This window comes from Streptomyces sp. CA-250714 (assembly GCF_050936705.1).
Lineage (GTDB): Bacteria > Actinomycetota > Actinomycetes > Streptomycetales > Streptomycetaceae > Streptomyces.
In genome coordinates, this window is the sequence record NZ_JBNJMI010000002.1 from 2,259,969 (window position 1) to 2,272,530 (window position 12,562).

Here is a 12,562-nt window from a genome sequence, read left to right on the forward strand (position 1 = left end):
GATGCACCGCTCCACACCGAGAGCACTGCTCACAAAGCGGACGGGCGCGACAGTGGCGGCCGGGCCGGCGCACCGCTCTCTCCCGAGAGCACCGCTCACCAAGGGGACGGGCGGGGCAGCCGGAGCCGGGCCAGCACACCGCTCCCTCCCGAGAGCACTGCTCACAAAGCGAACGGGCGCGGCAGCCAGAGCCAGGCCGGCACGCCGCTCTCTTCCGAGAGCACCGCTCTCCACCCGCAGCACCGCTCTCCACCCGGGCGCCTGGTGGCTGTGGGCCCTGGGCCTGGCCACCGCCGCCTCCCGCACCACCAACCCCCTCCTCCTCGCCCTGCTGATCGTGGTGGCGGGCTATGTCGTCGCCGTACGCCGCACCGACGCCCCCTGGGCCCGCTCCTACACCGCGTTCCTCAAGCTGGGCATCCTCGTACTCGCCATCCGCCTCGTCTTCGCGTTCTTCCTCGGCTCCCCCATCCCCGGCAGCCATGTGCTCGCCGAACTGCCCGAGGTGCCGCTGCCCGAGTGGGCACGCGGGGTGCGGATCGGCGGGCGGGTCACGGCGGAGGGCATGGTCTTCGCGCTGTACGACGGGCTCAAACTGGCGACCCTGCTGGTCTGCGTCGGCGCCGCCAACGCGCTCGCCAACCCGGCCCGGCTGCTCAAGTCGCTGCCCGGCGCCCTGTACGAGGCCGGCGTCGCGGTGGTGGTGGCGATGACGTTCGCCCCCAACCTCGTCGCCGACGTACGACGGCTACGGGCGGCGCGCCGGCTGCGGGGGCGCGACGACCGCGGGCTGCGCGGCGTGCTCCAGGTCGGACTGCCGGTGCTGGAGGGCGCGTTGGAGCGCTCGGTGGCGCTCGCGGCGGCGATGGATGCACGCGGTTACGGCCGTACGGCACAGGTACCGGCCGCCGTACGGCGCACCACCACCGCGCTGACCCTCGGCGGACTGCTCGGCGTCTGCACGGGCACCTACGGTCTGTTGGCCGCCGAAGGTGCGGGATTCGGCCTGCCCGTACTGCTGACGGGGCTGGCCCTCGCCCTGGCCGGGCTGTGGCTGGGCGGCAAACGAGCGGCCCGCACCCGTTACCGCCCCGACCGCTGGGGGGCACGCGCCTGGCTGGTCTCGGCATCCGGTGCCGCCGTCGCCGCCCTGATGATCGTGGCCGCCGACGCACTTCCCGAACCGCTGAACCCCCCGGCCGTCCCGCTCGCCGCGCCCCAACTGCCCCTCTGGCCCGGCGCCGCCGTCCTCCTCGGCCTCCTCCCCGCAGTCCTCGCCCCCGCCCCGAACTCCCGTGAATCCAGCGGCGGCACACCGGGAACACCTGGCGCGCCGTCCAGCCCGGCCGCGTCCGGCGAACTCCTCCGCACCGCCGGGAGGACAACGCACGAGGAGGGTGTGCCCCGGCCCCGTTCCGCGCGGGCGCTCCGAGGCCGACAGCACGACGAGGAGAGCCCACAGTGATCACCTTCGACCAGGTCACCGTCGTCCACGACGGCGCGGCCGCCCCAGCCCTCCCCGTGGTGGGCGCCCATATCCCGGAGGGCGAACTGTGCCTGCTCATCGGACCGAGCGGCGCTGGCAAGTCCACCCTGCTGGGCACCGTCCCGGGCCTGGTCCCGCACTTCACCGGCGGCACCCTGCACGGCCGGGTGACCGTGGCGGGCCGCGACACCCGTACCCACAAGCCCCGCGAACTCGCCGACATCGTCGGCACCGTGGGCCAGGACCCGCTCGCCCACTTTGTCACCGACACCGTCGAGGACGAACTGGCCTACGGCATGGAGTCCTTGGGCCTTCCCCCGGGCACCATGCGCCGCCGTGTGGAGGAGACCCTCGATCTGCTCGGCCTCAACGAACTACGTGACCGCCCCATCGCCTCCCTCTCCGGCGGCCAGCAACAGCGCGTGGCCATCGGCTCCGTACTCACCCCGCACCCGAAGGTGCTCATACTCGACGAACCCACCTCCGCGCTCGACCCGCCCGCCGCCGAAGAGGTACTGGCCGTCCTCCAACGGCTGGTCCACGACCTGGGCACCACCGTCCTGATGGCCGAGCACCGACTGGAGCGCGTGGTGCAGTACGCGGACAAGGTGCTGCTCCTGGCGCCCGACGGCGCCCGCTCCGAACCGGACGCCCCGTCCCGCCCCGGCACGGCCCGGCTCGGGGCGGCAAGGCTCGGCACGGCACGGCTCGGGGACCCCGCCGACCTGCTGGCGGTCTCGCCCGTGCGGCCACCCGTGGTGGAGTTGGGGGAACTGGCCGGGTGGGACCCACTCCCGCTCTCCGTGCGGGACGCCCGCCGCCGGGCCGCCCCACTCCGCGAACGCCTGGCCACCCGCCTCTCCCCCGCGGCCACCCCCGGCACCCCGCAGCCCTCCGGTGGGGCCCCGCGGTCACTCCCCCGGGACGCGGCGCCGCTCGCCGAGGTTTCCCGGCTCACCCTCGTCCGCGACCGGGTCACCGCCCTGCACGATGTGTCCCTCTCGCTGCACGCCGGGGAGATCGTGGCGCTCATGGGGCGCAACGGTGCAGGGAAATCCACCCTGTTGAACACCCTCGTCGGGATGCACCGGCCCACCTCCGGCCAGGTCACCGTCGGCGGAAGGGCACCGCACCGTACGCGCCCGGCCGAGCTGCTGCGGCACGCCGGTCTCGTCCCGCAGGAGCCGCGCGATCTGCTCTACGCGGACACCGTCGCCCATGAGTGCCGGACCGCCGAGGCCGACGCGGATGCCGCGCCCGGCACCTGCCGTGCACTGGTCTCCCGGCTGCTTCCGGATATCCCTGACACCACTCACCCCCGCGATCTGTCGGAGGGCCAACGGCTGGCCCTCGCCCTGTCGATCATCCTGACGGCCCGGCCACCGCTGTTGCTGTTGGACGAGCCCACCCGAGGACTGGACTACGCCGCCAAGGCGCGGCTGGTCACACTCCTGCGGGAACTGGCCGGCCAGGGCCACGCCATCGTGTTGGCCACCCACGATGTCGAGCTCGTGGCCGAGTTGGCACACCGCGTCGTCATCCTCGCCCAAGGCGAGACCGTGGCCGACGGTCCCACAGACGAGGTCGTCACCTCCTCACCCGCGTACGCCCCGCAGGTTTCCAAGATCCTCGCTCCCCAGCCCTGGCTGACCGTCAGCCAGGTGAGGGAGGCGCTGTGATTCCCCGTTCTACCGGCGGAACGGCCGAGGTAGCCTCAACGGCCCCGGCGGTGCGGGCGGTTCGGCTGGGGCCGAAGTCCGTTGCCGCGCTGGCTCTTACCAGCGCCACGGGTGTGGTCGCGTTCGCCTGGCCCCTGCTGGCCGAGCGGACCTCCGGGCTGGCGCACTCGCAGGACGCGCCCTGGCTCTTCGCCGCGCTGCTCCCCCTTCTACTTGCCGTCGCCGTGGCGACCGTCTCCGAGACCGGACTGGATGCCAAGGCCGTGGCCATGCTGGGCGTGCTGGCCGCGGCCGGTGCCGCGCTGCGGCCGCTGGGCGCGGGGACCGCGGGTCTGGAGCCGATGTTCTTCCTGATGGTGCTCTCCGGCCGGGTGCTGGGGCCGGGCTTCGGATTCGTGCTGGGTGCCGTCTCGATGTTCGCCGGGGCCCTGCTCACCGGTGGAGTGGGCCCGTGGATGCCCTTCCAGATGCTCACCATGGGCTGGGTTTCCATGGGAGCCGGTCTGCTACCCGCGCCCGCCACGTTGCGGGGTCGGCGTGAACTTCTCCTCCTTGCCGTCTACGGGGCTGTCTCCGCACTGCTCTACGGCTTGATCATGAATCTTCAGGGCTGGCCGTACATCGGGGGCCTCGGCTCCGGCATCTCGTTCGTGCCGGGTGACCCCCTCCGGGAAAATCTGGCCCGATACGGTGCCTATGTGCTGGCCACCTCCCTCGGCTGGGACGTGCCGCGAGCGCTGCTCACCGTGGTGCTGACACTGACGCTGGGCGGTACGGTGCTGCGCGCACTGCGCCGGGCCACCCGGCGTGCGGCCTTCGGCGCCTCGCCGGTGTTCACGGACGGTGGTCATGAGGGCGCCGGGAAGTAAGGCTCCCGTGTTCCTGCCCGACCCCGACGGGCAGGAACACGGGCCCTAGGGCGAGCCCTTCCGTATGCGCGGACTCGCGGCTTCTCTCCCGAACCGCACCGGGTGCACCGACTCGTGTCGGCTCCGGGTGCTCCGGGACGATTCAGTGATCAGTCGCGGGCGCCGGCGCTGGGTCGGCCGGATATCTGCTCCGCGTACGACGCTGTGCGCCGAGGGGTCGGCGCGTGAAGTGGCCTGCAGCCGACGGTGAATGCCGTCGAGTACGGCGCATGCGGCGAAGCTGCTGACGTGGCGTGTGCGCCGACGACGACCGGGACTGCGAGCAGCCCGGTCCTCGCCAGCTCGCCCAAGCCTGTCCTTTGCCGCAGTGTCTGCTCGGTCACGCTTGAGCCCCCCGTTCGATCCCCGTTGTCGACCGGAGAACGCTCGTTCTCCGGTCGAGTAAGACTGTATCGTAGAGAACGACGGTTCTCAAGACCAGAGGGGAACAACGGGGAGACGGGGAGAACGGGGAAGCATGGACAGCGAAGCCACGACCGAGGCTCGCATTCTCAGCGCGGCGGACGCGCTCTTCTACGAGTACGGCGTGCACGCCGTGGGCATGGACCGGATCCGCGACGCCTCCGGCGTCTCGCTGAAGAAGATCTACAAGTGCTTCCCGTCCAAGGGCGTCCTGGTGGAAGCGTATCTGCGGCGCCGCGACCGGTGGGCGCGTACCGCGCTCGAGGAGCGGGTGGCCCGCCACACCGATCCCGAGGAGCGGGTGCTGGCGGTCTTCGACTGGCTCTACGACTGGGTCGACGGGCCGGACTTCCACGGCTGCGCGTTCATCAACGCCTTCGGCGAACTGGGCGCGGACTCCCAGGGGGTGGTCGACGCCGTACGCGACCACAAGGCCGCGGTCCGCAACTACCTCCGCGACCTCGCGCATGAGACCGGCGCCGCGGAACCGGATTGGCTCGCCTCCCAGTTGGCCGTGCTGCTCGACGGGGCGATGAGCAATGCCTCCATCACCGACTCGCCTACGCCGGCGCGGCATGCGCGGTCCGCGGCGAAGACCTTGCTGAACGGGCAGGCGGCGCCGGTCGTCTGAGGGTGGCGGCCGCGGTCTTGGCGGGCCCGTCGCGCGTGAGAGAGGGCGCCGCCGGGTCGACGCGGCCCCGTAGTCGGCATAGCCCGCGTAGGCGGCTTGGCCTTGCCCGGCGGATCTTGTACGGCCCTCGCCGGTGTTCCGGTGAGGGGGTGCCCCTGACCGACGCGCGCGGCCTGCGGGCTCGTTGTGGCTTGTGGGGGCACCTCCCGGCCGGAGTCCCCCAGCCTCCGGCCGGGAGATGCCCCCAGGGGAGCAGTTCCCCGCGCCCCTTACGGGGCGCGCCGACAAGGCCGCATTCACTCAACGAAGGTGCCGACTACAGCCGCTGAAGAATGGTGGCAGTCGACAGGGCGCCGCCCGCGCACATGGTGATCAGGGCGAACTCCTTGTCGGTACGTTCGAGTTCATGCAGCGCGGTGGTGAGGAGCCGGGCACCGGTCGCGCCGACGGGGTGGCCGAGCGCGATGGCTCCGCCGTTGACGTTGACCTTCTCCAGGTCCTGTTCGAAGACCTGAGCCCAGGAGAGGACGACGGAGGCGAACGCCTCGTTGATCTCGACGAGGTCGATGTCCTTGAGGGACATCCCTGCCTTGCCGAGGACGGCGCGGGTGGCATCGACGGGCCCGTCCAGGTGGAAGTGCGGGTCGGCACCCACCAGGGCCTGGGCGACGGTACGGGCGCGGGGGCGGAGCTTCAGGGCGCGGGCCATGCGCTTGGAAGCCCACATCACGGCGGCTGCGCCGTCGGAGATCTGCGAGGAGTTCCCGGCGGTGTGCACGGCGGTGGGCATGACGGGTTTGAGTGTGGCGAGGGCTTCCATGGAGGTGTCGCGCAGTCCCTCGTCGCGGTCAACGTAGCGCCACATGCCTTGTCCGGCGGCCTGTTCCTCCTCGGTGGTGGGCACCTGCACGGCGAAGGTCTCCCGCTTGAAGCGCTCCTCGGCCCAGGCGGTGGCGGCGCGTTCCTGGGAGAGGAGGCCGAGCGAGTCGACGCGTTCGCGGGTGAGGCCGCGGTGGCGGGCGATGCGCTCGGCGGCCTCGAACTGGTTGGGCAGGTCGACGTTCCACTCGTCCGGCCAGGGTTTGCCGGGGCCGTGCTTGGAGCCGCTGCCCAGCGGCACCCGGGACATGGCCTCCACACCGCAGCCGATGCCGATGTCGATGACGCCGGCGGCGACCATGTTGGCGACCATGTGGTTGGCCTGCTGGGAGGAGCCGCACTGGCAGTCGACGGTGGTGGCGGCGGTCTCGTAGGGCAGGCCGACGGCCAGCCAGGCGTTGCGTGCCGGGTTCATGGACTGTTCACCGGCGTGGGTGACGGTGCCGCCGACGATCTGTTCGACGCAGTCGGCGTGGATGCCGGTGCGGCCGAGGAGTTCGCGGTAGGTCTCGCCCAGCAGATAGGCGGGGTGCAGATTGGCCAGGGCGCCGGAGCGCTTGCCGATGGGGGTGCGTACTGCCTCGACGATGACGGGTTCGGCGGCCATGAGTCGTCCTCTCCAGCCCGGCTGGCTCCCCACCAGCACAACTAGTACGCGTTCTAGTTCTTCGGACAGTGTGCGGAGCGCGCTCACCGCCGCGCAAGGGTCTTGCACGCTCCGCAACACACTCGCGGCCCACCCCGAAGCACACTCGCGGCCCATTCGCGGCTCACCGCATCGCACGTTCACGGCCCACTCCGTCGCACACTGAAGGCCCACTGTCGGCCCACTCCGTCGCACGCTCGCAGCCCACCCAGCCGCACACCCTCGGCCACCCGGCCGCACGCTCCGTGCGCAAGAACTGCCGCCGCGCCCCTTGCCACTTGTAGAACCCGTTACTACCTTCGGGGCGATTCTGACGGCCCGTCAGCCACGTTCGCCGTATGCCCCAGTACGTCGCGCGGACGAGCCGCCGGCTACGTCGAAGATGGAGTGGAGCTGCCGATGTCCTCCTGCCCCGCGCTGCCCGACGGGTTCGACTTCACCGATCCGGACGTCTACCAGGAGCGCGTGCCGCTCCCCGAGTTCACCCTGCTGCGGGAGACCGCACCGGTGTGGTGGAACCGGCAGCCGCGCGGGGTGGCGGGCTTCGACGACGAGGGGTACTGGGTGGTGACCCGGCACGCCGATGTGAAGGAGGTCTCCACCCGTCCGGAGCTCTACTCCTCCAACCTGAACACCGCTGTCATCAGGTTCGCCGACCATATGAGCCGCGACCAGATCGACGTCCAGAAGCTGATCATGCTCAATATGGACCCGCCCGAGCACACCCGGGTCCGGCAGATCGTGCAGCGGGGCTTCACGCCCCGCGCCATCCGTGCGCTGGAGGCCGCCCTGGGCGAGCGTGCGGCGCGCATCGTACGGGAGGCCAGGGACAGCGGCAGCGGGGACTTCGTCACCGACATCGCCGTCGAACTGCCGCTGCAGGCCATCGCCGAACTCATCGGCATACCGCAGGAGGACCGCTCCCGTATCTTCGACTGGTCCAACAAGATGGTCGCCTACGACGACCCCGAGTACGCCATCACCGAGGAGGTCGGCACCCAGTCGGCGGCCGAGCTCGTCTCGTACGCGATGACGATGGCCCAGGCCCGCAAGGAGTGCCCGGCCCAGTACGCCGAGGACATCGTCAGCCGTCTGGTGGCCGCCGAGGGCGAGGGCAACCTCAGCGCGGACGAGTTCGGCTTCTTCGTCATCCTGCTGGCCGTCGCGGGCAACGAGACCACCCGCAACGCCATCAGCCATGGCATGCACGCCTTCCTCACCCACCCCGACCAGTGGGAGCTCTACCGGCGCGAGCGCCCCGCGACCACGGCCGAGGAGATCGTGCGCTGGGCCACGCCCGTGGTCTCCTTCCAGCGCACCGCCACCCAGGACACCGAACTGGGCGGGCAGAAGATCTCGGCGGGGGAGCGCATCGGCCTCTTCTACTCCTCCGCCAACAACGACCCCGAGGTCTTCGAGGACCCGCACGTCTTCGACATCACCCGCGATCCCAACCCCCACCTCGGATTCGGCGGTGGAGGGCCGCACTTCTGCCTCGGCAAGAGCCTTGCCGTGCTGGAGATCAACCTGATCTTCGACGCCATAGCCGACCTCACCCCCGGAATCTCCCTCGCCGGTCCCACGCCGCGCAGGCTCCGCTCGGCCTGGCTCAACGGGATCAAGGAGCTACGGGTCTTCTACGGCTGACCGCGTACGCGCGCGGCTGAGCATGTACGCGCGCAGCGGATCGGCGCACACGGACACTGACCGGCGTACGCGTGACCCGGCGAGTGCTCAACTGCGGGCGTACGCGCCCGGGGTGATGCCGTAGGAGCGGACGAACCAGCGGTGCAGATGTGCCTGGTCCGCGAATCCGCAGACCGCCGCCGCCTCGGCTGCCGTGGCGCCGCCCGCGAGCATCCGGCGGGCGCCCCGCAGCCGCAGCTGCCGCTGGAAGTCGCTGGGCGGCATGCCCAGCTCCGCGCGGAAGGCGCGGTAGAGCGCGAACCGGCTGCACCCGGCCGCCCGCGCCAGCCGCTCGGCGGGGATCTCCCCGGCCCAGTCCTCCTCCAGCAGCTCGCGGGCCCGGCGTACGGCCACCGACCCGGCGTGCGGAATGGTGGCACGCGCCGGGGTACGCGCACCCCGGCGCACCATGGCGACCACCGTCTCGGTCAACCGCTCGTCCCGCACCAGCGCGCTCGCCGCCGCCCCGCCCGCGAGGGCCGCGTGCAGCCGCAGCAGCGCCGTCCGCAGCACCGGATCCTCACGTACCGGTTCGGGAAACAGCGGCATGGGGGCGTCGTGTCCCGCGGCGTCGGTGAGGACGGACCGCACCAGATCGGGGCCCAGGTGGACGATGCGGTAGGTGAAGCCCGCGGGGACGGCGGCCTCGCCGTCATGCGGATCGTCCGGGTTGAAGGCCATCACCATGCCCGCGCCGCTGGTGTGGTCACCGCCGCGGCAGCGGAAGCGCTGGGCACCCGTCTCGGTCACGGCGAAGGAGTAGGCGTCATGGCTGTGCCGATGGAAGACGCGGCCGGTGAAGTGGGCACGCATGGCCTCCAGCGGCTGGTCGGGCGCCCGCCAGTAGCGGACCCAGTTGCCCGGGGCCGACCCCGCGGAACCAACTCCCTCGCCCATACGGCAGCCTCCTGTGCCTCTCCCGTCCCGCACACCCCGCCCTGTCCAACCAGTCTGCCAGCACACGCGCACATCCGTTCAAGACGGCTGACCAGGGACGCGAGCAGGCTGACCCCATGCGTTTCGACACAAAGATCGCCGTGATCGTCCGCTCGGACCTCGCGGACTGGCAGAAGCTCAATGTGACCGCCTTCCTGGCCAGCGGGATCGCCGGCGCCTCCGACGAGGTGATCGGCGAGCCGTACGAGGACGGCTCGGGCAACCGCTATCTGCCGATGGTCCGCGAGCCCGTACTGTGCTTCGCCGCCGACCGGGAGGGGCTGGCGACGGCGCACCGCCGGGCCCTGTCCCGGGGGCTGGCCATCGCCGTCTACACCGACGAGATGTTCGCCACCGACAACGACGCCGACAACCGGGCCGCCGTTCGGGCCGTCGAGGCGGAGAAGCTCAGTCTTGCCGGGCTGGCGCTCTACGGTCCCCGGAACTCGGTTGACCGGGCAGTGAAAGGTCTGAAGCTGCACGGGTGACCGGCTCCGGACGGTCGTCCGCCGCCACGCCCTGGTCCTCGGCGGTCCCGGAGCCGCCGCCCTCTGCGGTCCCGAAGCCGCTCTCGACGGCCTCCGGGCCGCCCGATCCCTCGTGCGCCGCCGTGTCGTCGCCGCCCCGGAGCCGGGCCAGCCACCGCTGACCGTAGAAGCCCGCCATCACGACTGCGGCACCGCCCGCGGCGTCCAGCAGGTAGTGGTTGGCGGTGGCCATCACCACGAACGTCGTCAGCAGCGGATAGAGCACACCCAGCGCCCGCAGCCAGCGGTTCCGGGTGATGGTGAAGACGACGATCGTGCACCACAGCGACCAGCCCACATGCAGCGACGGCATCGCGGCGTACTGGTTGGACAGCTGCGTCAGCGCGCCGAAGTCCGGGTTGGACAGGTCCTGCGGGCCGTGCGCCGTGTCGATGTAGCCCTGGCCGGGCATCAGCCGCGGCGGCGCGAGCGGGTACAGCCAGAAGCCGATCAGCCCCAGCAGCGTGGCGAGGCTCAGCGCCGTACGCGCCGGCCGGTACTGCTGCACACGGCGCGCGTACATCCAGCCCAACAGGGCTATCGGCACCAGGAAATGGAACGTCGTGTAGTACGTGTCGCAGGCGTCCCGCAGCCACTCCGTTCGCGCGGCAAGCTTGTTGAGGCTGTGCTCCATGTCGATGTGGAGGAACGACTCCGCGGTAAGAATCTGGTGGCCGTGGCCCTCGGCCAGGGAGCGCGAGTCGGGCGCGTGGGCGCGCACCCAGGAGTACGCCCAGTAGCCGACGCGGATCAGCAGCAGCTCCAGCATCAGGTTGGGGCGGCTCAGCGGGCCGGAGGGCTGCGGGTCGGCCCAGGCCGGGGAGGTGCGCGGCACGAACGGGACGGCGCAGGACGCCAGCAGTGCCGCCAGCAGCACCGCGTTGTCGCCGAGCACACCGAACGCGGCGACCTTGGGCACCAGCGCGGTGCCGTCCAGCGTCATCACCATCACCACGAACACCGGCCACACCAGCCGGTCCCCGGTGCGCCGCCCGACGCGGCCCACGACCGCCAGCAGCACCCACAGCTGCTGGTGCTGCCATGCCATCGGCGAAGCGACCACAGCGGCGCACCCCACGACAGCCGCAGCGAGCAGCAGTTGCCCGTCACGCGCGTACCGCACCGCACGGCGCAGCGCCAGCCAGCTGACGGCGGCCACCATCACGACCAGCAGCACCGCCTCCGGCCGGCCGTGCAGCCCGGCACGCAACAGGGCACCGTGCAGCGACTGGTTGGCGGTCGCGGCCGCCGGATCACCCAGGCCGACACCGGCCACGTGGTGTATCCAGTACGTCCACGAGTCGTCCGGCATGGCGGCCCAGCCGGTCAGGGTGCAGATGAGGAACGTCCCCGCGCCGGAGACGGCGGCCGTGCGGCGCCCGGTGAGCCACAGCAGCGGTACGAAGAGCAAGGTGGCGGGCTGCAACGCGCCCGCGATACCGACGAGTACGCCGCCCGCCTTCCCGCCGAGGGCTTCCGTACATGTCGCGAGGAGACGGCGCAGGGCCTCGCCGCGCCCGCCGTGCTCCGCGCTGCGGTCACCCCGGGCCCGCTCGCCGCCCAACAGCCAGGCGGTCAGCACCAGCAGCACCGGCAGGACACTGGTCTGCCCGAGGTGGAAGGTGTTGCGCACCGGCACCGACAGAACGAGCAGGCTCAGCGCGACCGGCACGGCGAACAGCGCGGTACGCCGCGAGACCGGCTCGGGCAGCGCCCGCGCGGCCACCACACCGACGGCGGCGACCAGCAGCATCGTGCCGAACGTCCAGGCCACGCCCAGCCCTTGCTCCGCGGCCCTGGTGAGCGGTTTGAGGACAAGGCCCGCGAACGGCGTCCCGGTGAAGGGCGTCTCGCCGTCGTAGAGGGAACCGTGCACCCGCAGCACGCCGTTGTCGCCGGTCCAGGCGAACAGGTCGACGAGCCGCTCGTCCTGAGGGAGCCGCAGCACGGCGGCCGCCTGCCGGACGGCCAGCGCGAGCGCCAGCAACCACAGGCCCGCCAACACCATGCCCGAGCGGGACCCCAGCCGCCCCCACTGCCGGGCCGGTCTCCGGTACGGTCCACCCGGTCCGCCTTCGGACGGGTGCCATTTGCCGCCCGCGTCCGCCCCCTTGGGCCCGTCCGCCACCGATTCCGCCGCCACGCCCCGCCGTCTCCGTCCTGTCCGCCGGTGTTCTTCTCCGCGGGTCCCCCGCACTCGCCCGCCCCGCCCCGCTTCGCTCTGAGAGGCAGCCCCGTTCTGAGAGGCAGCCTTCAGGTCAGACGCTAGAAACCTACTCGCTACCTGACAGCTGTGTGCGACGGGCCGCCAACCCGGACAGACCTGTCACCGGGGCGGCGGCGTGGTGACGGCGGTGAGGCAGGATGGGCCCATGAGCATCGTCAAGATCAACGCGCTGACCGTGCCCGCCGACCAGCGGGAGGTGCTGGAAAGCCGGTTCGCCGCACGCAAAGGCTTCGTGGAGAGTGCCGACGGCTTCGAGTGGTTCGAACTGCTGCGCCCGCTGGAGGGAACCGACCGCTATCTCGTCTACACCCGCTGGCGGGACGAGGAGTCGTTCCAGGCGTGGATGAACGGCCCGATGAAGGAGGCCCACCAGCGCGCGAAGGGCGCCGACAGCGGCACGGAGGCCAAGCCTGCCGAGTCCGGGACCGGCGGCGAGGAGCGGCCGAAGCCCGCGGCGACCGACTCGGAGACCTGGTCGTTCGAGGTCGTCCAGCAGGCACCGCCGAAGAAGTGACGCCCCCGACGGCGGCGCTG

The 12,562-nt window shown here is 71.7% G+C and carries 10 protein-coding genes; 7 read left to right on the plus strand and 3 right to left on the minus strand.

Annotation, left to right across the window (positions count from 1 at the left end; all coding sequences use genetic code 11):
- Position 1 precedes the first annotated feature (1 nt).
- From ACQEU8_RS29010 to ACQEU8_RS29025, 4 genes are all read left to right on the plus strand, one after another.
- The gene (locus ACQEU8_RS29010) at positions 2 to 1,465 is read left to right on the plus strand and encodes a CbiQ family ECF transporter T component (protein ID WP_433106238.1); all 1,464 of its coding nucleotides are present in this window, start codon (positions 2 to 4) and stop codon (positions 1,463 to 1,465) included.
- Positions 1,462 to 3,165, plus strand: coding sequence for an ABC transporter ATP-binding protein (locus tag ACQEU8_RS29015; protein WP_433106240.1), 1,704 nt, complete (start codon positions 1,462 to 1,464; stop codon positions 3,163 to 3,165). Before ACQEU8_RS29010 ends, ACQEU8_RS29015 begins: the two co-directional genes overlap by 4 nt.
- Positions 3,162 to 4,034 (plus strand): ECF transporter S component, encoded by an 873-nt coding sequence (locus ACQEU8_RS29020; RefSeq protein WP_433106242.1) that lies wholly within the window; start codon positions 3,162 to 3,164, stop codon positions 4,032 to 4,034. The genes ACQEU8_RS29015 and ACQEU8_RS29020 overlap by 4 nt, the downstream gene beginning before the upstream one ends.
- 517 nt (positions 4,035 to 4,551) lie before the next feature.
- Positions 4,552 to 5,127 (plus strand): TetR/AcrR family transcriptional regulator, encoded by a 576-nt coding sequence (locus tag ACQEU8_RS29025; RefSeq protein ID WP_433106244.1) that lies wholly within the window; start codon positions 4,552 to 4,554, stop codon positions 5,125 to 5,127.
- A gap of 316 nt (positions 5,128 to 5,443) precedes the next feature.
- Here the strand turns inward: ACQEU8_RS29025 and ACQEU8_RS29030 are convergent, their stop codons facing one another.
- A complete protein-coding gene (locus ACQEU8_RS29030) occupies positions 5,444 to 6,613 on the minus strand; it encodes a steroid 3-ketoacyl-CoA thiolase (protein ID WP_433106246.1) in 1,170 nt (389 codons plus the stop codon).
- A gap of 438 nt (positions 6,614 to 7,051) precedes the next feature.
- Between ACQEU8_RS29030 and ACQEU8_RS29035 the strand changes: the two genes are divergently transcribed.
- The gene (locus ACQEU8_RS29035; protein ID WP_433106248.1) at positions 7,052 to 8,299 is read left to right on the plus strand and encodes a cytochrome P450; all 1,248 of its coding nucleotides are present in this window, start codon (positions 7,052 to 7,054) and stop codon (positions 8,297 to 8,299) included.
- Positions 8,300 to 8,386: 87 nt separating this feature from the next.
- On the opposite strand, the gene ACQEU8_RS29040 is transcribed toward ACQEU8_RS29035, so the two are convergent.
- Positions 8,387 to 9,235, minus strand: coding sequence for an AraC family ligand binding domain-containing protein (locus ACQEU8_RS29040; RefSeq protein WP_433106250.1), 849 nt, complete (start codon positions 9,233 to 9,235; stop codon positions 8,387 to 8,389).
- A 116-nt stretch (positions 9,236 to 9,351) separates the two neighbouring features.
- On the opposite strand from ACQEU8_RS29040, the gene ACQEU8_RS29045 reads away from it, so the two are divergent.
- A complete protein-coding gene (locus ACQEU8_RS29045) occupies positions 9,352 to 9,762 on the plus strand; it encodes a DUF2000 family protein (RefSeq protein WP_433106252.1) in 411 nt (136 codons plus the stop codon).
- Here ACQEU8_RS29045 and ACQEU8_RS29050 read toward each other — a convergent pair.
- Entirely contained in the window at positions 9,683 to 11,944 is a 2,262-nt protein-coding gene (locus ACQEU8_RS29050; RefSeq protein ID WP_433106254.1) for a bifunctional glycosyltransferase 87/phosphatase PAP2 family protein, read from the minus strand. The two genes, ACQEU8_RS29045 and ACQEU8_RS29050, sit on opposite strands and share 80 nt — an antisense overlap.
- 229 nt (positions 11,945 to 12,173) lie before the next feature.
- Here ACQEU8_RS29050 and ACQEU8_RS29055 point away from each other — a divergent pair, with 229 nt between their 5' ends.
- Positions 12,174 to 12,542, plus strand: coding sequence for an antibiotic biosynthesis monooxygenase family protein (locus ACQEU8_RS29055; protein WP_433106256.1), 369 nt, complete (start codon positions 12,174 to 12,176; stop codon positions 12,540 to 12,542).
- The last annotated feature ends 20 nt before the right edge of the window (positions 12,543 to 12,562 follow it).

Coding starts and splice junctions, on each gene's coding strand:
- ACQEU8_RS29010 (WP_433106238.1), top strand. CDS start 2: ATGCACCGCTCCACACCGAGAGCACTGCTCACAAAGCGGACGGGCGCG.
- ACQEU8_RS29025 (WP_433106244.1), top strand. CDS start 4,552: ATGGACAGCGAAGCCACGACCGAGGCTCGCATTCTCAGCGCGGCGGAC.
- ACQEU8_RS29030 (WP_433106246.1), bottom strand. CDS start 6,613: ATGGCCGCCGAACCCGTCATCGTCGAGGCAGTACGCACCCCCATCGGC.
- ACQEU8_RS29035 (WP_433106248.1), top strand. CDS start 7,052: ATGTCCTCCTGCCCCGCGCTGCCCGACGGGTTCGACTTCACCGATCCG.
- ACQEU8_RS29040 (WP_433106250.1), bottom strand. CDS start 9,235: ATGGGCGAGGGAGTTGGTTCCGCGGGGTCGGCCCCGGGCAACTGGGTC.
- ACQEU8_RS29045 (WP_433106252.1), top strand. CDS start 9,352: ATGCGTTTCGACACAAAGATCGCCGTGATCGTCCGCTCGGACCTCGCG.
- ACQEU8_RS29055 (WP_433106256.1), top strand. CDS start 12,174: ATGAGCATCGTCAAGATCAACGCGCTGACCGTGCCCGCCGACCAGCGG.